Source organism: Huintestinicola sp. (assembly GCF_050874005.1).
In the GTDB taxonomy this organism is placed as follows: Bacteria; Bacillota; Clostridia; order Oscillospirales; family Ruminococcaceae; genus Huintestinicola.
On sequence record NZ_JBNMJV010000023.1, the window covers coordinates 16,373 to 38,087 of the forward strand.

A 21,715-nucleotide genomic window follows, 5' to 3' on the forward strand; every position below is an offset into this window, starting at 1 on the left:
ATGGGCAGGAAATTCTTCAAGGGCGGAGCGCTTATTGCTCCCGTTCCTGCGGCTCTTGTGACCTGCGGAAGCGAGGACGGGAAGAGAAATGTGTTCACCGCCGCCTGGACGGGCATTGTGAACACCCGTCCGCCTATGGCTTATGTATCTATCCGTCCCGAGAGGCATTCCCACGCTATAATTATGGAGACGGGGGAATTTGTCATAAATCTCACCACCTCCAAAATGGCGAAGGAAGTTGACTTCTGCGGAATGAAAAGCGGAAGCAAATTAGACAAATTCGCAAAATGCGGCTTTGAGACTGTGAAGGGCGAGACTGTTTCCTGTCCCGTTATCCTTGCGTCTCCCTTATCCCTTGAGTGCAAGGTGAGAAGCTTTGAGGAGCTTGGGAGCCACACTATGTTCATTGCTGACATTACGGGTGTGACGGCGGACGAGAGGTATATTGACAGCAAGGGAAAGATAAATCTCCAGCAGGCGGGGCTTATGGCTTATGCTCACGGGGAATATTTCGCTCTTGGACGCAAGCTTGGGGATTTCGGCTTTTCGGTTAGTAAGAAAGGAGCGGGAAAATGAGGATAATCGACTCTCACGCTCATTACGATGACAGCGCATTTGATAATGACCGCTATGACATTCTTGATGAGCTGTTTTCCGGGGATATATGCAAACTCATAAATGTGGGCTGCTCGGTGAAAAGTTCTTATTCGTCAATTGCTCTTGCGGAAAAATACCCCGGGATATATGCGGCGGTGGGGCTTCACCCCGATTCGGCGGACGAGATCGACCGAATTGATGAGATACGGCAGTTATGCGGAAGAGAAAAAGCTGTGGCTGTGGGCGAGATAGGGCTTGATTACCATTATGAAAATCACAGCAGAGAGGTCCAGAAGCGGGCTTTCCGGGAGCAGCTTGAGCTTGCGGCAGAGCTTCATATGCCTGTGATAATCCATTCCCGTGACGCTTGGGAAGATACTATGGATATTCTGCGGAAATACCGTCCCAAGGGCGTTATGCATTGCTTTTCGGGGTCTGCCGAAATCGCACGGGAAATAGTGGATATGGGTATGTACGTGGGCTTTACGGGAGTGGTCACCTTCAAAAATGCCAAAAAGGCTCTGAAAGCGCTGGAGGTCATTCACGAAGACCGGCTCCTCGTTGAGACCGACTGCCCCTATATGGCTCCCGAGCCGAACCGAGGCAAGCGGAATTTCAGCGGATATCTTCCCCATACGATCGCTGCTATGGCGGCTGTCAAGGGGGTATCTCCCGAGAAAATGGCGGAAATTACAGCAGAAAATGCCGAAAAGCTTTTTAATATTTAATGAAAGGAAAGAAAAAATGATCAAATTTCATATTGCAGAATCTTCAAAATCGGTAAGCCTTAACGTGTCGCTGGCAGATATGATGCGGCTCGACCCCAAATATTTCAGAGAGGACACCAAGATCGCTTCTTACTTCGGCAGTCCTGCGGTAAAGTGGAACGGCGGAAGAATGCTCCTGGGTCAATATTATCCCGACAGAGCAAAGGCTATTCTGGACGGATATAATTCAAGAGGTATCCCTTACAGATTTACATTCACAAATCCTTCTCTGACGGAAGAGGATCTTTACGACAAGGACTGCAACGAGCTTCTGAATATGGCTGACAACGGTCTGAACGAGGTCATTGTCAATTCTCCGCTCCTTGAAGAATATATCCGAAAGACCCATCCCAATATGAAAATGACATCATCTACCTGCAAATGTATACGCACTATCGAAGAGGTAAAGGCGGAGCTTGCAAAGCCCTACAGCCTTGTAGTGCTCGATTTTAATTTCAACAATGATTTTGAGGCCCTCGAACAGCTTACTCCCGAAGAGAGAAAGCGCTGCGAGATACTTGTTAATGCACATTGTGTCCCCAACTGCCCCAGAAGAAAAGAGCATTACAAATATATCGGAGATATTCAGAGACAGATAAACGAGATAAGAATGATGCCGCCGCAGAAGAGAGCGGAGATAAAGGAATGGGACTGTGAATACAGAAAGTTTAATCCTTTTGAAGAAGAGCCGACTAAGCTGCAGATATCACCCGATGATATTTTCGGAAAATATGCCGAAATGGGATTTGAAAACTTCAAAATAGAAGGCAGAGCAGCTAATCCGGTGGTGCTCTGCGAGCAGGTGGTAAGATATCTGGCAAAACCCGAGTGGGTCGATGCGGCAAGATATGTGCTGATGCTCAATGTAGTTGATATGGCGTATCTGAATTTCTGATAAGCCGGCAATGCCAAAATTCAGGTGAAAATCATATGAAAATTTGTGCATAAAATCAATTGAAATTAAGTTTAAAATGAGGTATAGTTATAGCATACCACAGAAGAAAACCGCTTTTCGGAGCGCTGAAGCACTCCGAAAACGAGGTTTTTGGGCAAAAAGTGTGCATAAAGGATAAAAAGAATAATTTAAATTTGTTGTTTATGTACATTGACATATCTGCCTGCAGGTGGTACAATAATATCGTGATACAACGTGAGCAGAAGCACAGTATCACAACTATATTTGATTTCCATACATATTTGGAAATAAATAAAGAAAACCAAAACAAAACAAGGAGGAATTTTTCATGAACATGAAAAAGTCAATTGCCGGCGTAATGGCTGGCGCAATGGCCGTATCTGCAATGGCTACTGTTGTATCCGCTGACCAGGATGCAATTTCTCTCACCTATGACCTCAAGACTTATGTTCTCAACAACAACAAGACCAAGGCTAAGGTAACAGTTGTAGCTAGCTACGAGGGCTCCCTCATTTCTGATGATTCCGTTAAGGCAAAGATTATCACTTTTGGCGTTAACAACGGATACATCACAGGCTCTGATACCGTTTCTTACGACTGGGATGGCGATGGAGTTAAGGAAACATCCTACAACATCCTTCGTGATATCTACAACAAGAACGGCGCAAAGATTGGCGATGCTTATGTGTCCAAGATGAAGGAATTCGAGTTCACAGCTCGTCCTTACAAGGATCTCACAAGCGACGTTGAGGAGAAGTACCAGACATTCAAGGCAACAGGCGACGCTAACAATACTGACGGTGCTTACTACGACAAGCGGCTTGTAGACGGCGTTGTTGAGTACGATATGGGTATTGCTTTCGACGACTACACCAGCGGTAAGTTCGACCTCAGAAAGTATGATCTCAATGCTCTCGGTTATTCTACCGGTGAGGCTGCAGCTGCTATCGGCTACAAGGACTACACAAATGGCTTCTCTGCAGGCACATACGGCGTAAGAGATGCTGTTGCAAAGATGACATATGAGGTTCCCAATGTTGTTAACCTCAACAGAGCTAACGGCTGGGGCTGGAATGCAAGCGTTAATGAGACTCAGATCGACGGTGTAAGCAAGGAGTACTTCTATGATACTCTTTACGGCGATGTTACAATGACAGCTGAAGTATTCTCCGGCGGTTTCTTCACAAGCGAAGGCACTAAGAAGGGTATGAAGACATACAACGCTTATACTTGGGTTTGGGATTCCAGCCGCGACAATGGATTCGGCGTTTATATGCCTACAGCGCTTGTTTCCGATCCTACAACAGTTGCCGTTGGCGCATTCAAGGAAGGCGGAGCTGAAGAGGCTGTATGGCCCTTCAAGACCACTCTCAAGCCCTCTTTAACAACAGACAAGATTCCTTCCGGCTACGTTAAGAACACAAAGAACAATGAGAACGATGTAATTGCTGCTCTCGAGTCCAGAAAGGCTGGCGGCAACCACTACACAAGACCCATTGCAGTTCTCAACGATGCTATCGCTAACCACGACAACGTTGTATTCACATTCACTTCTTACAACGGCTACGTTGGTACTGAGAAGTCCCACCTCATCAACCAGTGGGTAAATGTTGACCAGGGTTACACCTCCGAGACATCCGGTAAGGGTTATGACTGGTACAATCCTACATTTGGTCAGCACCTCTACACCAATGTTCAGGATAAGTACAGCCTCTTCGATACTACTGAGTACGATCACTACGGTTCCTACAGCTCTGCTTGGGGCATCAACCTCTTCACAGGTGCTGTTGTAGTTAACAGCGGCCTCACAATGCAGCTCTCCGATACTGATACATTCAACTGGGGCAACAACACCCTCTCCTTCGACTGGTTTGATATCACTGATGAGGGCAAGATTACAGACGCTAAGACATTCCTTAAGTCTATGCTCCTCTACACACCTGTTGATTGGTACTGGGATAGCCTTACTGTAGTAGTTTCTGACGATGAGGACGAGTCCGTTGACGCAAGCACAGGTCTTGACGGCGAAGGCGACGTTATCGAAGACGAAGAGCCCGCTGACGTTGAGATCGAGGAAGAGCCCGAGGTTGAGGAAGAGCCCGAGGTTGTTGAGACTGAGGCTGCTCCCGTTGAGACTGCTCCTTCTCCTGCAACCGGCAACGCTCCTGTAGCTCTCGCAGTTATCCCTGTAGCTCTTGCTGCAGCTGCTGTAGTAGCTAAGAAGAGAGGCTAATCTCTTAACGAGATGATCCGAACTTCGGCGTAAGCTAAATAAGTTCAGCCGCCATCTGAGTAATCAGATGGCGGCTTTTTTATTTCTGAAGGTGTATTTCATAAGAAAGATCAAGTTTCCGGAATAATTTAATTCGGGAGTTTTTTATACAGTTTGAATAATTTTGCCCCTCGAAATATGAGCAAAAAAATATACTAAAAGTAAATTTCGCCAATAACTTAATCGTTTAATTGTGCGAAATTGCCAAAAAAGCAGGGGCAAATTATATACAAAAATCTGCATACTATCTTGACAACAGTTAGTGAAATTGTTATAATTATTATACGGGTCCATAGTTTTTCATTGTTCTCACTGAATATTTTTGTAAAATTACCATAAAGCTGTCACTTTGGGTAAAATAGCAAGTCCGTTGGTAGTCGTTTACATAACGATCCATAGCTCTCGGTGATGATATGATAAAAATATCAAGAGTCCCTATTCTATACGAAAGGTGGTCAATCTTTTGTCAAGGAAATCAAGTCTAAAAAGGCTGCTGTCCGGTCTCACGGCTTTGATAATGTGCGCAACGGCGTTCCCTGCAACCGTTTTTGCCGAGAACGATGTGCTCAAAGAAGCTTCGGAAGCATATGAAACTCCCGTTATTACATACGAGAAGCAGACGACCTACAGCGAGTATTTCAACGAGCATTCCGACAAGGCAAGACCCAGAGACGAGGTACCTCTCGAATATGTGTCCTGCTCAGATGGAGCTGAGGTCGAGGTCGGCAGCTACGAGGGCAAAGACGACGTAATTATCTGGTCAAACGAAGACGGCTCCCTTGATTTCAGCGTTAATGTTGAAAAAGCAGGAGCATATAATGTGGAGGTCTGCTATTATCCTATCACAGGCGGCAATACTACCTCCGAGATGTCCGTACTTATCGACGGAGAAAGCCCTTTTGACACCGCAACCCGCATCAGTTTCCCCAGAACCTGGAAGTCCGCTTACGCCATCACACCGAATGAGCGTGACAACGAGACCCGCCCCCCTCAGATCGAGACTCCTATGTGGATAACAACTCCGTTCAACGACTCTGACGGTCTGTTTAACGAGCCTCTTTATTTCTATTTTGATGAGGGCGAACATAAGGTAACTCTTACCTCCGAGAAGGCTTCTGTTGCTATTGCTTACATCAAGCTCTATCAGTATGAGCCTGCTCCCGCATACACGGCTCCCACAGAGGACGAGCTTAAAGCAAATGCAGGCGCAGAACCTATACGTCTCCAGGGTGAGAATTACATTTATACGAATTCTCAGACTATTTTCCCTACCTACGACAGAGGAACATACCTCACCGAGGACCACACCGGCAACCAGTCCCACCCCGTTAAGGAACGCTATAACACCGTTGGTGACGGCACCTGGGACACTTCGGGTCAGAAGGTGACCTGGGAGATGGACGTACCTGCTGACGGATATTACAAGATCGGCATCAAGGGCAGACAGGACGTTATGAGAGGTCTTTACTCCAACCGCCGTATTTATATCGACGATGAAGTGCCCTCCGAGCCTTTTGAGCAGGTAAAGTTCCCCTACGATACCAACTGGATAATGGTTTCACCTACCGACAGCACAGGTGAGGACGCTTATGTTTACCTCACCGCAGGCAAGCATACTATTACTCTTGAGGCTATCCCCGGCGAGATCGGTGACTCTATGCGCCGTCTTGATGATATTGTTTATACAGCAAACCAGTACTATATGAAGATACTTATGATAACAGGTCCTAACCCTGATAAGTATACCGATTATTATGTACATAAGGAGATACCCGAGCTTCTCGGCGTATGCGCCGACCTTTCCGAACGTCTCAAGGAAGAGCAGACAACCATCGAGACCCTTTCTCAGCAGACAGGTTCCGAGGCTACTGCACTTGCAAGACTTGCAGATGTTTTTGACCGCTGCATTGAAAAGCCCAACAAGATCCCCACATATATTTCCAACTCCTCCATAAAGGATAACATTACATCTGTTTCCTCCTGGATGAGAGAGTACAGAGACCAGCCCCTTGAGATAGATTTCATTGAACTTATCCCCAAGTACGACGCCAGCGGCAAGGAAAATGAGTTCACCAGCGTCAAGGAGAATTTCTTCAAGGCTATGGGATTTGGTATAAAGGGATTTGTAGGTTCCTTCTTCGAGGATTACACAGTTCTTTCCGACTCAACTTCCGAGTCAATCGTTGTATGGTGCGGTCTCGGACGTGATCAGACAACTGTTGTAAAGCAGCTCACCGAGTCCGAATTTACTCCCGAAACAGGCGTTGACGTTTCTATCAACCTGGTTCAGGGTACTATTATGGAAGCCGTTCTCGCAGGCAAGGGCCCCGACGTGGCAATGTTTGTCGGCGGTGAATTCCCCGTTAACCTTGCTATCAGAGACCTTCTCGTTCCTCTGGACGATATGGAGGGCTTTGACGAGGTGGCAAGCCGTTTCCAGGAAACTGCTCTCGTTCATTATCAGTACGACGGCAAGACCTACGGTATTCCCATTCAGCGTACATTCCCAATGATGTTCTACAGAAAGGACACTCTTGCTGAGCTTGGCATTGACAGTCCTCCCGAGACCTGGGACGACCTTATTGATATGCTTCCCGCTCTCCAGCGTAAGTATATGCAGCCCGGTCTTATCCTTCCCGGAAACGTAAACGGTACTGCTGTTGCTCCTTCCACAGAGGTAGGACATACATTTGCAATGCTTATGCTCCAGTCGGGTCTTAACTACTATACTCCCGACCAGACAGCCACCAATTTTGACACAGTTGAAGCCGTTGACGCATTCGATATGTGGACAAAGTTCTATACTACTTATAATTTCGACCAGACCTACGACGCTTTCACACGTTTCAGAACAGGTGAGGCTCCTATCGTTATCCAGAACTACTGCAGCTTCTACAATCAGCTGAACGTAGCGGCTCCCGAGATCAAGGGCGCCTGGGATTTCTGCCCCGTTCCAGGAACAAGACGTGAGGACGGCACCGTTTCCCACGCTGCAAACTCCTCAGGTTCAGGCTTTATCGTTCTCAAGGACTGCAAGAATGTAGAAGGCGCTTGGAAGTACATCGACTGGTTCACTTCCACCGATACAATGGTTGAATACGGTCAGAATGTTGAGGGCGTAATGGGTCCTCTCGGAAGATTTGAGTCTGCAAACGTTGAGGCTCTCCAGAAGCTCAACTGGTCCAAGTCTGACCTTGCAAAGATCAACGCTCAGCTTGCAGAGCTGGATGAAATACCCATAATTCCCTCGTCCTATGTTGTGACCCGAAGCATTATGAATGCATTCCGTACAGTTGTCAACGACAACGACAACGCTCGTGAGACGCTGCGTTGGTACAATAAGGACATCAACGCTGAGATCACACGTAAGCGTAAAAATCTCGGCCTTGACGATTAAAATGAAGGAGGGCAATTACTTTGGCTGAAAATACCGTTAAAAAAGAAATTCTGCTCCCTTCGGAGAGGAAAATGTCAAGAAAAGAAAAGTGGCATTACACCCTGCACGAGATGAAGCGCAACTATATGTGCTACATAATGCTTGCGCCCTTTATGCTCCTTTTCCTTGTATTTACTGTTATACCTGTTGTAATGTCGCTGCCTATGGGCTTTACCGACTTCAATATGGCAAGTCTCCCCAGGTGGGTAGGTTTCCAGAATTTCTACACAATGTTCCTTGAGGACGATGTTTTCATTCAGTCCATCAGAACAACGCTTATCTTCGCAATATTCACAGGTCCCCTCAGCTATGCAATGAGCTTCCTGCTTGCGTGGCTCATCAACGAGCTTCACCCTACGCTGAAGACCCTTTTCACGCTGGTATTCTACGCACCTTCAATGGCGGGAAATATCTACTTCGTATGGCAGCTCATTTTCTCGGGCGACCAGTACGGATACCTTAACGCTTTCCTTATGGAGCTTGGAATTACCTCCAGCGCTATCCAGTGGCTCACCGACGCAAACTACGTTCTTCCCTGCGTTATCGTGGTTCAGCTGTGGGTATCTATGGGCGCAGGCTTCCTTGCGATGCGTGCAGGTTTCCAGGGCATCGACAAGTCGATGTACGAGGCAGGCGCTATCGAGGGTATAAAGAACCGTTGGCAGGAGCTTATCTACATCACCATTCCCGCAATGGGTCCCTCCCTTATGTTCGCAGCAGTAATGCAGATCGTATCCGCATTTACCGTTGATATCGTTGGACGTATGCTGGCAGGCTTCCCCTCCACCGACTATAAGGTACATACTATTATGACTCACGCCTTTGACTACGGCTGGGTACGATATGAAATGGGATATTCGTCCGCCGTATGCTTCGTTTTGTTTGTTGTAATGCTTGTCTGCAATAAGCTCGTCGGCAAGCTGCTCGGCAAATATGTAGACTGAGTAAAGGGGTGAGCTGAAATTGAAGAAAAACAAGAAAAATCTTAAGCCCTCAGAGCTTGCCGCTTTGCAGGCGGAGGAAAACGCCGCCGCCCTTGAAGCGCTGAGAAAGCGCCGTGAAAAAGAGCATAAGAAAATGCTCAGATCCAAGGGCTCAAACAAGCGTGTAGGCAAGTCGTGGAAAAACGATATCGGAATTTTCCTCCTGCTTACATTTATGGGACTGTTTATGATATTCCCTATCTATCTGGCAGTCGTAAACTCCATCAAGCCGGTTCAGGAAGTATTCCTTATGCCTCCTAAGCTCTATGCAATGGATCCTACTCTTAACAACTTCCAGGATCTGTTCAAGATCGCAAACAATTCCTGGGTACCTTTCTCAAGAAACGTGTTCAACAGTATTATGGTAACAGTAGTCGCTACTGTTCTCCACGTGCTGTTTGCTTCCACAGCGGCATTTGTGCTTTCCAAGTGCAAGTTCCCCGGAAATGCGATGCTCAATGAAATTGTTGTAGTAGCCCTGCTGTTCAACTCTACCGTACTCTATATTATGCAGTATATGGTAATGGCAACTCTGGGTATGATCAACACCTATTCCGCACTTATCCTGCCCATAATCGCAACGTCAATGGGTCTCTACCTTATGCGTCAGAGTATGACTACCATTCCCGACGCAATGATAGAAGCAGCCAAGGTTGACGGCGCAGGACTTATGCGTATATGCTGGGGCATTGTAATGCCTAACTGTAAGCCTGCTCTTATGACCATCATCATCTTTGAGTTCCAGACTTCCTGGAACCAGGCGGGAGGCGGTCTTGTATACGACGAGGCTCTCAAGACTATCCCTGTCGTAGTTCAGCAGATCGCCGCAGCAGGTATCGCTCGTCAGGGCGCAATAGCGGCTTCCGCAGTCGTACTGATGATCCCTCCCCTGCTGGTATTCGTTCTGGCACAGAGAAACGTTATGGAAACAATGGCTCACGCAGGTATGAAAGACTGATTTCATACTGCCACAACTTAAAGAAAAGGGTGATGATATGAAAAGCTTGAAAAAGCTGATCGCCGCAGCAGGCGCAGGCGTGATCCTTGCGTCAACACTTGCGGCAAATGTGACCGCTATGGAAAGCTACGACCCTTACAGCTATGACAGATGGGGCGACGCAGTCGCTTCACAGGTTGGATATACCGCAGAGAAATTTGTGGACGGACAGTCCATAAAGGGTCTTACCGACTATGTGTCCTCAATGGAGGGCTTTGAAGCGGGCAAAGCGGACTGGAAGGACAAAATGGGGCTTAAAGAGCCTGCCGACCTTTATCTTGTGGAGGACACAGGCTTCCTTTACAAGGAAAATTCCGAGAAAAACCCCGGGATCTATATGTTCATAGCCGACAAGGGCAACGACAGAATAATCGTGACAGACCTTGATTTCAATATGGTAAAGTATTTCGACAAATTTACCTACAACGGCGAGGAGCTTACCCTGAAAAAGCCCGAGGGCGTTTTCGTGGATAAGTACACAGGCTATATTTACGTCTGCGACACCGAAAACAGCCGTGTTTTAAAGACTGACATCGACGGAAATGTGGACTATATCTTTGAAAAGCCTACTTCCGAGGTCTATTCCCAGGACCTTACCTACAATCCCCGCAAGGTGGCTGTTGATAAGGCAGGAAATGTTTACGTAGTTGTAAAGTCCGTTACCAAGGGCGCAGTAATGTATGATATTCACGGCGATTTTCTCGGCTTCTACGGCGCAAACCGAGTAGAGGCGACCTCCGAGATCATTATGAACGCTTTCTGGAACACTATCGCAACCGAGGAGCAGAGAGCACGTTCCACAAAAACAACGCCTATCGGCTTCTCAAACTTCGATATTGACGATGACGGCTTTATCTACACCGTTACCGAGTCCACCGAGGTTAAGACCGATACAGTCAAGAAGCTGAACCCCAGAGGAACCAATATCCTCTCCTCTATTACAGCTGGCGAGGTAACATTCGGAGATATCTCTCCCGCATACTACTCCATCTACACCAAAGAGTCCACTCTTACAGATATCGACATCGGACCCAACGGCGAGCTGAATATCCTTGACTTTGCCCACGGAAGAATATTCCAGTACGATAAGCTTGCAAACCTTATGTTCGTTCTCGGCGGTACAGGCGAGCAGCTGGGAACCTTCCGAAGTGTTTCCGCTATCGAGAGCTATGACAATATGCTCTACGTTCTCGATTCCAGAAAGAACAGCATTACCGTATTCAGACGCACCGCATTCGGCGAGATCGTTACCGAGGCTACAAACCTCTATAACGCAGGTTATTATGAGGAATCCGAAGAGCCTTGGAGAAACGTTATCAAGTACGACGGAAATTACCGCCGTGCATACATCGGTATAGGCAACGCCCTTCTCAATAAGGAAGAGTACAAGGAGGCAATGAAGTATTTCAAGATCTCCATCAGCCGAAACCGCTACAACAAGGCATATGAGGGCTACAGAGACCAGATCCTTCAGAAGTATTTCACTCCTGCGATAATCATTATCCTTGTTATAATTGTTGCGTGGACGGTGCTCAAAAAGCTTAATCAGAAGGGGATAATCACATTCCCCTGGCAGAGAAGGAGAGGTGCGTAAAGTATGTTGGATCTTACCCAGGGACAGTTTGTCAAGCACGTAGTTATGCACCCCTTTGAGGGCTTCGAGGATCTGAGATGGAAAAAAGCAGGCTCTATGAAGATCGCCATCGGCATTGTCTGCCTGCTGTTTATCCAGTCGCTGGCATACAGCAGACTGTACGGTTTCCAGTATTATTCGGATTACGACAAGATTTTCAACATTGTTCCTTATATATTCCAGAGTTTCGGAATATTCCTGCTCTACGTGGTCTGCAACTGGGCTATGTGTACCCTGTTCGACGGCGAAGGCTCTATGAAAAATATTTTTATAGTCACGGCATATTCGCTGATACCGTATATTGCAGGCTATCTGATAGGAACGGTCCTTTCCCATTTTCTCATCAGAGACGAGTATATCTTCATACAGTGCTTTGAGATAATCGGAACGGCGTGGACGGTGGTGCTGTTCATATCGGCAATGAAAGCCGTTCATCAGTTCTCCTTCGGAAAGACCATAGCGCTTATCCTGCTCACAGTAGTGGCGATGGTGCTGGTAATTTTCCTGCTGGTGCTTCTTCTTACTCTTTTCCAGCAGGTAATAATCTTCATCTTTACTATCTATACTGAGCTTTCCTACAGATTGAGAGTATAAAATTCATAAGGAAAAGTGGTGAAAACAATGCATTCAAAGCTTAAAAAATCTCTTGCGTTTCTGCTCTGTTTTTCAATGCTTCTGACAACGGGAGCCGCAAGCGTGTTCTGTGAGGACGCCCCCGAGGAGGAGGCTGCTGCTTCCGAAGAAGCGGAAAGCTCCGACGACAAGGAGGACAAGGAGGAGGAGAAAGCTCCCCGAACAGAGGAAGAAGCATTTGAGCTTATGGAAGAGGTCGACTCCAACGAAAACCTCAAGCTCTATATGAATACGAAAGAGAATACCATAATGCTGGAGGATCTTAAAACAGGAGAGAAATGGTGGTCAAACCCCGTAGATCTCCAGACCTCCAACGCAAAGAAAGGTCAGAAGGACGAGCTTGCCTCGGGAATGACTCTGACCTACGCTTCCCCTGCCGACCGTGCAACTACGATCCTTAACAGCAAGGGCAAGGGCAAGACAAAAATGAAGAAGTCGGGCAAGAATATCGAGATAACCTATACCTTCTCCGACCCCGGCATTACCGTTCCCGTTACCATATCCCTTGAAAAGGATTATATGAAGCTGTATGTGGATACATCCGCCATAGTTGAGGAAAATCCCTCCACAGTCAGCGGAAAGCTTACAAGCGACCTTGCGTTTATGACAACATTCGGCGCAGCAGGCCTTGAGGAAGAGGGATATTTCGTGATTCCCGACGGCAGCGGTGCAATAATCAACTTCAATAACGGCAAAACGGGACTCAAGACCTATGCAGGTAAGGTCTACGGCAGGGACATAACCGCCGTAAAGACCCAGAAGCAGGCAACAACACAGAAGGTAAACCTGCCAATGTACGGCATTGTTAAAGGAAACAGCGCAATGATGGTAGTAGCCGATAAGGGCGATACCTGTGCAACTATCAACAGCTATGTTTCCAACCAGAACAATACCGATTACAACTCCACTTACTTCGATTTCGAGCTTAGAACTCAGGACGAATACCTGATGGGCGGTGAATCCAGCCCCCTCAAGGTATTTGAAAAGAGAGGAATACTTATCCCCGAGATCGAGCTTCGCTACTATCCCATTTCAAAGGACGACCAAAGCGAGGTGGACTACACCGATATCGCAGAGCGATACAGAGATTACCTTGTAAATGAAAAGGGCGTCGAGGATAAGGACCTTACCGATAAAAACTCCCTTTATCTTGACATCTACGGCGCAACTCTGAAAAAGGAGTCCATCGCAGGTCTTCCTGTGACCGTAAAGCAGCCTGTTACCACATTTGCCACTACCAAGTACATTCTTGAGTGCTTAAACGGTATGGGTGTAGACGATATGGTCGTAGCTTACAACAACTATAACGACGACAATATCGGCGAGAAGATCGCAGATTCCTTCAATCCCTCTTCAAAGCTGGGCGGCAAGAGCAAATACAATGCTCTGAGCGAATATGCATCTGCAAATAATATTGCACTCTTCCCCGTTGTGGACAATCAGCAGTTCAAAACAGGAAACGGCTACTGGAATATGACAAATACTTCCATCAGAGTGTCCAATGCATATGCACAGATACCCGTGTTCGACCTTGCTCACGGAATTGAGAACAAGTACTACAAGTCACTTTCCCTCTTTACCCCCGCTTCCTATGACAGGGCGTTCGGCAAGCTCATCAAGAGCTATAACAAGAAGAATGTTACAAACTTCTCCTTCGGCTCCCTTTCAAATACCATATACGGCGACTACGGCAAAAAGGCTGTTTCCCGTGAGAATGCAAAGGGAATCGTTCAGGGAATATACAGCAGCGCAAAGCAGACAGGCTCCGTACTTTCGGATAATCCTGCGGCATACGTTCTTCCCTACACCGACTACATAACGAACGTTCCTCTCTGCTCCAGCAAATTCGACATTTTCGACGCAGATATTCCTCTCTATCAGATGGTGCTTCACGGCGTGACTCCTTACTCCTGCACCGCAGTAAACGGCGATGCAGACCTTGATATCGCTTCCCTTATGGCAATAGCCTCGGGCAGCAATATCGGCTTTGATATGGTGGGCACGGAAGCCAGCGAGCTGAAGGATACCAAGCTTGACAAATACTTCTACGGCTACTATGCAAACTGGGTAAATGAAGCCGCAGGACTTTACAGGCTTGCAGACGATGTCCTCTCACCCGCAGCGGATTCTTCCATCGTTTCCTACACAGTTTCGGAGGACGAAAACGAGATCACAACGGTTTACGATAACGGCTATACCACCGTTGTTGACCTTGACGCACGCACCATAAAAGCAGACGGCAAGACCTATAAGCTTACCGACTATATCGGAGAGGAGGTAATCGGCGAATGAGACTGAATTTATCCTATGAGAAGAAAAAGGGACTTTACGGCTACGGCTTCATAGCCCTCTGGTTCATCGGTTCCCTGATGTTCTTCATCGTTCCCGTTATCAAGTCCTTTATTTACTCGTTCTACGATGTAAAGCCCGACGTAGGAGCCCTTGTAATGAGCCCTGTTGGTCTTGACAACTACAAGAGAGCCTTTATGGTAGACCCCGACTTCCGCAAAAACCTTATGGAAGTGCTGGGAGCGACCCTCTGGCAGACGCCTATCATCATCATCTTCTCTCTCTTCGTTGCGATAATCATCAATCAGAAGTTCAGAGGACGTACCTTTGCAAGAGCGGTATTCTTCCTTCCCGTAATCATCGCAACAGGTCCTGTATACGCTATCATCACCAACAACCTGGACACCAGCGGAACAGCGGACGCAGACCAGTTCTCCACAATGTTCTCCGCAGATATGGTAGACCAGCTGCTTGAGTTCGTGGGAATTTACGGCTTTAACGACCAGCTGACGGATATGCTGTCCACAATGACATCGGATATCCTGAACCTTGTATGGAAGTGCGGTATCCAGATAATCATCTTCCTTTCAGCCCTCCAGGGAATACCCACATCGGCAAAGGAAGCGGCAGCCATCGAGGGAGCGACCTCCTGGGAATTTTTCTGGAAGATAACGCTTCCCTACGTATCCCCTATGATCCTCGTAAACCTTGTTTACACCATCATCGACACATTCACAGACCCCACCAACGTGGTAATGGAGCAGGTGCTGTCGGTACAGGACGACTGGAAATACGGCTTCTCGGCAGCAATGGCTTGGAGCTACTTCGCCATAGTTCTTGCGGCGGTAGGAGTTATATTCCTCATTATGAACAAGATAGTTTACTACGATGACTAAGTTAAGGAGTTGGAAAAAATGGCAGAAAATACAATAAAAGCAACAGCTTCCGACTTCCTTAAAAAGGTCAAGCCGGAGAAGCCTCCCAAAGAGGTAAAGCGTTCCCGCAAAGAGGAGCGTGAGCGCTTCAAGAAGCGTCTTTCCACCCTGACCCCTGCAGAGCAGAAATATCTCAAAAGGAAAAGAGCCTTTGAGACACTCTGGCCCATCTGCCGAGGACTGCTGGTGTTCGGACTCTGCTTCGTAATCATCTATCCTCTCATCTATATGATAACAGCGGCGTTCCGTCCCCGTGCGGAGATGAACGACCCCACTATCATCTGGATATCAAGGACGCATACACTCCAGAACATCAAGGACGTTATCCGAGTAATGGATTTCTGGCACACATTAGGCAATACCCTGTTTATAAACATCGGCTGCTCCATAGTGCAGGTCATCACCTGTGCCATCACAGGTTACGGTTTCGCAAGATTTAACTTCAAGGGCAAGAATATCCTCTTCGGCGTGGTCATTCTTATGATCCTTATGCCTGCGCAGATCATTCTTATCCCTCAGTATATGTTCTTCCGCTACTTTAACCCCCTTGGCATATGGCACGCCATTACAGGCGATTACATCAACCTCATCGACAACGCCCTGACAATGTATATGCCCGCACTTATGGCAAACGGACTTCGTGCAGGTCTGTTTATCTTCCTTTTCCGTCAGTCCTTCAGAGGACTGCCCAAGGAGCTGGAGGACGCCGCATATCTGGACGGCTGCTCGCCTCTGGGCACATTCATCAAGGTAATGATACCCAACGCAGGCTCCACATTCCTCACCGTATTCCTGCTTTCCGTTGTATGGTACTGGAACGATTACTACATTTCAACATCGTTCTTCACCAACAACAGCACCATTGCTCTCCAGCTTAAAAACCTGAACGCATCTCTTACACGAGTTCTGTTCAATAACGGTACCGTAAAGGTAAACGCAAGAGAGCTTATCGTATGGATGGAATCGGGCTGTCTGCTTTCCATCACGCCTATCCTTGTAATGTATATCTTCTTACAGAAGTACTTTACCGAGGGTATCGCCCGTTCGGGTCTCACAGGTATGTAATACTCCCCGAGTTGAAAACGGCGTATAGTTAATTTGCTTCAATACCAATTCTTCGGCAGCAATTGCTGCCGAAGAATTGTATACTTTTCGCTTTGACGTTTGCAGCAGCGAAAAGTATAAAAGTGAATAAAAAAGAAGTGCCGATTTAACCGTTATTTATTTATGCGATTAAACCGGCAGTTCTTTTTTATCCGCATAATTAATAAAATTCCATAAATACTATCTTTCCGGAGGTAAAATATGAAAATTGAGAAGAGTTCATTAAGCCCCTCAGCCGACCTTTGGTACACCCGCCCCGCCGCAAACTGGGACGAAGCGCTCCCCGTAGGAAACGGACGAATGGGAGCAATGATATTCGGAAAGCCCTCGGACGAGCTTCTGCAGCTGAATGAAGACTCCATATGGTCGGGTAATTTCCGAAACAGAAACAACCCCAAGGCATACGATAACCTTGAGAAAATACGTCAGCTTATAAACGAGGAAAAGACCACCGAAGCGGAAGAACTCTGCTCCGACGCTTTTTACGGCACCAATGAAAACCAGCGTCACTATCAGCCTTTAGGCGACCTGCACATCTGGCAGAACGCACCCGACTGCAGCGAATATAAAAGAGGACTTTCACTTGAGAAAGCCGTATCGTGGACTAACTTTACATCAAACGGGGTAAAATATACCCGTGAAGTGTTCGCCTCCCACCCCGACGAATGTATCATCGTCCATTTCACCGCCGATAAAAAAGGCAGCATATCCTTTACCGCCGCCATAGACGGCAGAGATGACAACTACGATAAAAATGAAGCCTATGATGATAAGACAGTCCTGTTCACCGTTTCCGACGGCATACCCTATGCCTGCGCCATAACCGTGACTGCTGTGGGCGGAGAGTGGGGCACAGACGCAAACCGCCTTGTCTGCAAAAATGCCGACGAAGCAATGCTCATAATAGCCGCTCAGACCTCATACCGCACAGGCGATTACGAAAAGCTCTGCATATCTCAGGCAAAAAGAGCCGCACGAATGAACGCAAACCGCCTTTTGAAGCGGCATATGGAGGATTATTCCAAACTTTTTGACCGCTGCTCATTTTTCCTTTACCCGGGGGACGGAGCAAATTCCGCTCTCCCCACCGACGAGCGCCTTAAAGCCGTAAAAGAGGAAAATGCTATAGACAATGAGCTTGCTGCCCTTTATTTCAATTTCTCCCGATACCTTATGATATCCGGCTCAAGAGAGGGAACATTACCGCTTAACCTCCAAGGCATATGGAATAAGGATATGTGGCCTGCCTGGGGCGGCAAATACACCGTCAATATAAATACCGAGATGAACTACTGGGGAGCCGAGATACAGAACCTTTCCGAATGTCACACACCTCTTTTCGACCATATCGAGCGAATGAGAGAAAACGGCAGAGTCACCGCCCGTACAATGTATCACTGCGGCGGAACTGTCTGCCACCACAACACCGACATCTGGGGAGACACCGCCCCCCAGGACAAATGGCTCCCGGGCACTCTCTGGCCAATGGGAATGGCGTGGCTCTGCACCCATATATGGGAGCATTATCTTTTCACAGGAGACAAGGATTTTCTTGAGGAGAAATTCGACACCCTCTGCGAAGCAGCAGAATTTTTCGCCGATTTCCTCACCGAGGACGAAAAGGGCAGACTGGTAACAAATCCCTCCGTTTCTCCCGAGAATACCTACTACGCAAAGAACGGCAGAACGGGAACCCTCTGCAAAGGCCCCTCAATGGACAGTCAGATACTCTATGTCCTCTTCACCGCCGTAATATCCTCCTCGGAGATACTGGGCGAAAGGCAGGACTTTGCGGAGAAAATACGCAGTATGAGAGACCGTCTCCCCAAGCCCGAGATAGGCAAGTACGGTCAGATAATGGAATGGGCGGAGGACTATGACGAGGTCGAGCCGGGACACCGCCATATCTCTCAGCTATATGCCCTCTATCCTGCAGATATAATAACCCCTGCCGATACCCCCGAGCTTGCAAAGGCTGCAAGAGCCACCCTTGAGCGCAGACTTTCCCACGGCGGCGGACATACAGGCTGGTCGAGAGCGTGGATAATCAATATGTGGGCAAGACTTCTTGACGGCGAAAAGGTGGGCGAAAACGTTCAGGCGCTGCTCGCACATTCCACAAGCATTAATATGTTCGATATGCACCCCCCTTTCCAGATAGACGGAAATTTCGGCGGCGGCGCAGGCATTGCCGAAGCGGTAATGCAGAGCCGCTGTGAGGCCGTATCGGGAAAAGCGGAAATAAGCCTGCTCCCCGCACTTCCACCCGCCTGGAAACACGGCAGCGTGAGGGGAATGAAAGCCCGTGGCAGCTTCACAGTCAATTTCGACTGGTCAGACGGCAGAATTACCAAAGCCGAGCTGCTCTCCGACTGCGGAAACAGGGTCTCCCTGCGTGTAAAGGGAGATATCATCGTCACCTGCGGCGGAGAAGAGATACGGCTTACTGAAAATAAAGGCGCACTTGAATTTGATACAGAGGCCGGAAAGCGCTACGGCATTTCGGCAAAATGATTTTCGGAGAATATTATGATAGAATTTTACAAGCCCGACAGGCACACAGCTCCTGCTCCCGAAGGGGAGCGGAAAACAAAAACAGTATATGCGGAACCCGAAGATATCCGCATAGTTGTGGATAACGAAACGCCCCCGAGAGAAGCGGATACCTTCGGTAAGACGGGAGCACAGACCCGACAGGGCAGCATACCCTCCCCCGCCTCGGCGCAGCAGAACTTTTCAACTTTGGACGATATAGCCGATACCGCCAAGGCATACGGCGAGAAAATAATGGAGGAGATAAACCCGGGAGCAGGGGGCTTTAACAGGAAGCTCAAAAACAGAAATATATCCATATTACTCTGCGTCTTGTTCGGGATATTCGGAGCTCACAGATTTTACGAGGGGAAAATTGCAACCGGAATACTTTGGGCTTGTACGATAGGAGGCTTTTTTGGTATAGGCTGTTTAATCGACCTGATAATCCTTATCAATAAGCCGAAGTATTACGAACCCTGAAAAAAATAAGGAAAGGACGGTCTGAAAAATGGCTCTTAACAGCTTTGCGGATTTCGGAGAAATGCAAAGATCCGTTTTACAGGAAATATGCAATATGGGAGCAGGCAATGCCGCCACCGCCCTGTCCGAGATGATATCCTCGGCAACGGATATCTCCACACCCCAGGTCAAGGTGCTGCCCACAGCGGAGGCAGGAAAAATAGCGGACCTTCTCAGCAGGGGAACGGAAGCCTTTCTGATAAAGCTAAGCTGCGATATGCAGGGAGCGGTGCTTTTCATCTTCCCCTACGCATTTATCGAGCGGCTTGCAGGGACATATTTCCCGGGGGTGTCGGTGAAAGGCAAGGGGGACGTGAACGAGATGGTCTCCTCTGTGGTAAGGGAAACGGTAAACATCTGCGCCGCATCTTATGCTAACAATTTCTCCATAATGTCGGGAATGACGGTGGACATATCCGTCCCCGAGAGCGTGAGCGCCCCCTCGGGAGAGATAACGGCAGTAAATCCGGGAGCGGTCAATACCTGCTTTGTGAACAACTCCATAACCATAAACGACAGCGGCAAGTCATTTAATATCCTCTTTTTCCCCGAGCTGAAAACCATTCAGGATTTTATGGGCAGAATAGGAGTAGAGTGTTAAACTTCTTTGTGGGCTTGATAATATTATAGCACAAATGTGCCAAAATGTCAATAGTGAAACCGGAAAATATGTGCCGAATTATAGAAAATAAATTTGTCGAAAATGCCAAACCGACCGCAGGATAGGAGAATAGCGTTGAAACATTATATTATTGTTAAATTCAAAGAACAAATAAACGCAGGCTCATTGACAGCCCCTGTTACAGAGCTGTTTCGGAAGCTTACGGCTATGGACGGGATATATGACATAAATATTCATACGTCCTGCATAGACCGACCCAACAGATATGACATTATGATCGAGATAAATATGGATAAAGATGCCCTCGACCGCTATGACCGATCTGACGTTCATAAAGAATGGAAGCGGACATATTCGGATATGATAGAGAGCAAAGCGATCTTTGACTGCGAATAAATTTTTCACAGCCGCAAAAGGAAAACAGCTATGAAGCACAACAATAAAATTCTCGAAGCCCTGCTTGAAGAAAGCGTTAAAATATTTCCCGAACATTATGCTCGTATAGAAGAAAAAGCCCGGTCGCTTTATCTTGAATTCTGTAAGCAGGAAGAGGGAAAGCCAAAAGAGATAACAATGCATACGGTAAGGCAGATATACCCCTGCATTGCCTTTTACAAAGCGGTCATCGCTGAGACCGGTCAGCAGGAAGCGGCATATAAAATAATAGACGGATATTTTCAAAAAAAAGCCGCAGCCACCGCAGAAAAAATGCGTAAAATATTAAAGCTGCCTTTTGTGTATAATTTTATCCCGAAAATTATGACCGCAGTTATCCGCAAAATATTCGGCAGAAGATCGGGCTTTGAAATGACGGAGCACAAAACAGATGGAAAAGTATGCCATATAGATATGCTCAGATGTCCGTATTTTCAGACTTGTTCTGCCTGCGGCTGTCCCGAGCTTACCGCAGCTTTCTGCAACTCGGACGACACAGCATACGGAAATTTGCACCCGAAGCTTTCCTGGGAGCGAAAGAAAACTCTCGGCAGAGGCGATGACTGCTGTGATTTTATTTTAAGGGTCAAGTAGGCAGGCGGCTCGGTAACGATACAAAAAGCTGTCCCAAAATTATGATTTGCGGAGGTCATCAAAATGAATGAGCAGGTTAAGGAATATATAGAAAAATATCCAAGTGATATCATTGATATGTTCAATGATTTGCGTAAGACAATTTTTGACAGCGTTTCAACCGAGCCGCAGGAAACCTTATGGGCGAAATTACCAAGCTATTATGTTGGTGAGACTTTCGTGAGGCTCATTCCCTTCAAAGACCATATCAACATTGAAGCGCAGGCAGTGAACGGCCATATAGAGGAACTCTCAGGCTATAAGCTCACTCCCAAGGGAATGCTGCAAATTTATTTAAAGCAGGATATACCATATGAAGCCTTGAAACAGATATTTGCAGAAACCTTAGCAGGCTGAGCCTGCAGCCACTCGTTCTATAATTTATGCGGGCGGCAAACAGGCGGCTCGG

At 47.4% G+C, this 21,715-nt stretch carries 18 protein-coding genes; all 18 read left to right on the plus strand.

The features are described from left to right. The gene (locus ACR0QN_RS08790; RefSeq protein WP_432650836.1) at positions 1–576 is read left to right on the plus strand and encodes a flavin reductase family protein; all 576 of its coding nucleotides are present in this window, start codon (positions 1–3) and stop codon (positions 574–576) included. Further along, the gene (locus ACR0QN_RS08795; RefSeq protein ID WP_432650837.1) at positions 573–1,325 is read left to right on the plus strand and encodes a TatD family hydrolase; all 753 of its coding nucleotides are present in this window, start codon (positions 573–575) and stop codon (positions 1,323–1,325) included. The genes ACR0QN_RS08790 and ACR0QN_RS08795 overlap by 4 nt, the downstream gene beginning before the upstream one ends. Before the next feature lie 16 nt (positions 1,326–1,341). After that, a complete protein-coding gene (locus tag ACR0QN_RS08800; protein WP_432650838.1) occupies positions 1,342–2,259 on the plus strand; it encodes a hypothetical protein in 918 nt (305 codons plus the stop codon). A 379-nt stretch (positions 2,260–2,638) separates the two neighbouring features. Further along, a complete protein-coding gene (locus ACR0QN_RS08805) occupies positions 2,639–4,513 on the plus strand; it encodes a hypothetical protein (RefSeq protein WP_432650839.1) in 1,875 nt (624 codons plus the stop codon). Between the two features lie 502 nt (positions 4,514–5,015). Next, positions 5,016–7,949 (plus strand): extracellular solute-binding protein, encoded by a 2,934-nt coding sequence (locus ACR0QN_RS08810; RefSeq protein WP_432650840.1) that lies wholly within the window; start codon positions 5,016–5,018, stop codon positions 7,947–7,949. Positions 7,950–7,969: 20 nt separating this feature from the next. Next, positions 7,970–8,932 carry a carbohydrate ABC transporter permease gene (locus ACR0QN_RS08815; protein ID WP_432650841.1) on the plus strand — a complete coding sequence of 321 codons (963 nt, stop codon included), beginning with the start codon at positions 7,970–7,972 and terminating at the stop codon, positions 8,930–8,932. A 19-nt stretch (positions 8,933–8,951) separates the two neighbouring features. Next, positions 8,952–9,929: a carbohydrate ABC transporter permease gene (locus ACR0QN_RS08820; protein ID WP_432650842.1), complete on the plus strand. Its 978-nt coding sequence runs from the start codon at positions 8,952–8,954 to the stop codon at positions 9,927–9,929. 37 nt (positions 9,930–9,966) lie between these two features. Continuing rightward, positions 9,967–11,562 (plus strand): hypothetical protein, encoded by a 1,596-nt coding sequence (locus tag ACR0QN_RS08825; RefSeq protein WP_432650843.1) that lies wholly within the window; start codon positions 9,967–9,969, stop codon positions 11,560–11,562. 3 nt (positions 11,563–11,565) lie between these two features. Continuing rightward, complete coding sequence (locus ACR0QN_RS08830; protein ID WP_432650844.1) at positions 11,566–12,195, plus strand: Yip1 family protein; 630 nt, start codon at positions 11,566–11,568, stop codon at positions 12,193–12,195. A gap of 27 nt (positions 12,196–12,222) precedes the next feature. After that, the gene (locus tag ACR0QN_RS08835; RefSeq protein ID WP_432650858.1) at positions 12,223–14,526 is read left to right on the plus strand and encodes a DUF5696 domain-containing protein; all 2,304 of its coding nucleotides are present in this window, start codon (positions 12,223–12,225) and stop codon (positions 14,524–14,526) included. Beyond that, positions 14,523–15,419 (plus strand): carbohydrate ABC transporter permease, encoded by an 897-nt coding sequence (locus ACR0QN_RS08840; RefSeq protein ID WP_432650845.1) that lies wholly within the window; start codon positions 14,523–14,525, stop codon positions 15,417–15,419. Before ACR0QN_RS08835 ends, ACR0QN_RS08840 begins: the two co-directional genes overlap by 4 nt. Before the next feature lie 18 nt (positions 15,420–15,437). Continuing rightward, positions 15,438–16,523, plus strand: a complete 1,086-nt coding sequence (locus tag ACR0QN_RS08845; RefSeq protein WP_432650846.1) for a carbohydrate ABC transporter permease — start codon at positions 15,438–15,440, stop codon at positions 16,521–16,523. A gap of 240 nt (positions 16,524–16,763) precedes the next feature. Further along, positions 16,764–19,076 (plus strand): glycoside hydrolase family 95 protein, encoded by a 2,313-nt coding sequence (locus ACR0QN_RS08850; protein ID WP_432650847.1) that lies wholly within the window; start codon positions 16,764–16,766, stop codon positions 19,074–19,076. A 15-nt stretch (positions 19,077–19,091) separates the two neighbouring features. Next, positions 19,092–19,577 carry a TM2 domain-containing protein gene (locus ACR0QN_RS08855; protein ID WP_432650848.1) on the plus strand — a complete coding sequence of 162 codons (486 nt, stop codon included), beginning with the start codon at positions 19,092–19,094 and terminating at the stop codon, positions 19,575–19,577. Between the two features lie 28 nt (positions 19,578–19,605). Beyond that, a complete protein-coding gene (locus tag ACR0QN_RS08860; RefSeq protein ID WP_432650849.1) occupies positions 19,606–20,217 on the plus strand; it encodes a chemotaxis protein CheC in 612 nt (203 codons plus the stop codon). Positions 20,218–20,352: 135 nt separating this feature from the next. Beyond that, on the plus strand, positions 20,353–20,634 hold the full coding sequence (locus tag ACR0QN_RS08865; protein ID WP_432650850.1) for a hypothetical protein: 282 nt from the start codon (positions 20,353–20,355) through the stop codon (positions 20,632–20,634). 30 nt (positions 20,635–20,664) lie between these two features. Further along, complete coding sequence (locus tag ACR0QN_RS08870; protein WP_432650851.1) at positions 20,665–21,267, plus strand: L-2-amino-thiazoline-4-carboxylic acid hydrolase; 603 nt, start codon at positions 20,665–20,667, stop codon at positions 21,265–21,267. 63 nt (positions 21,268–21,330) lie between these two features. Next, the gene (locus tag ACR0QN_RS08875; RefSeq protein ID WP_432650852.1) at positions 21,331–21,663 is read left to right on the plus strand and encodes a DUF1801 domain-containing protein; all 333 of its coding nucleotides are present in this window, start codon (positions 21,331–21,333) and stop codon (positions 21,661–21,663) included. Positions 21,664–21,715 lie beyond the last annotated feature (52 nt).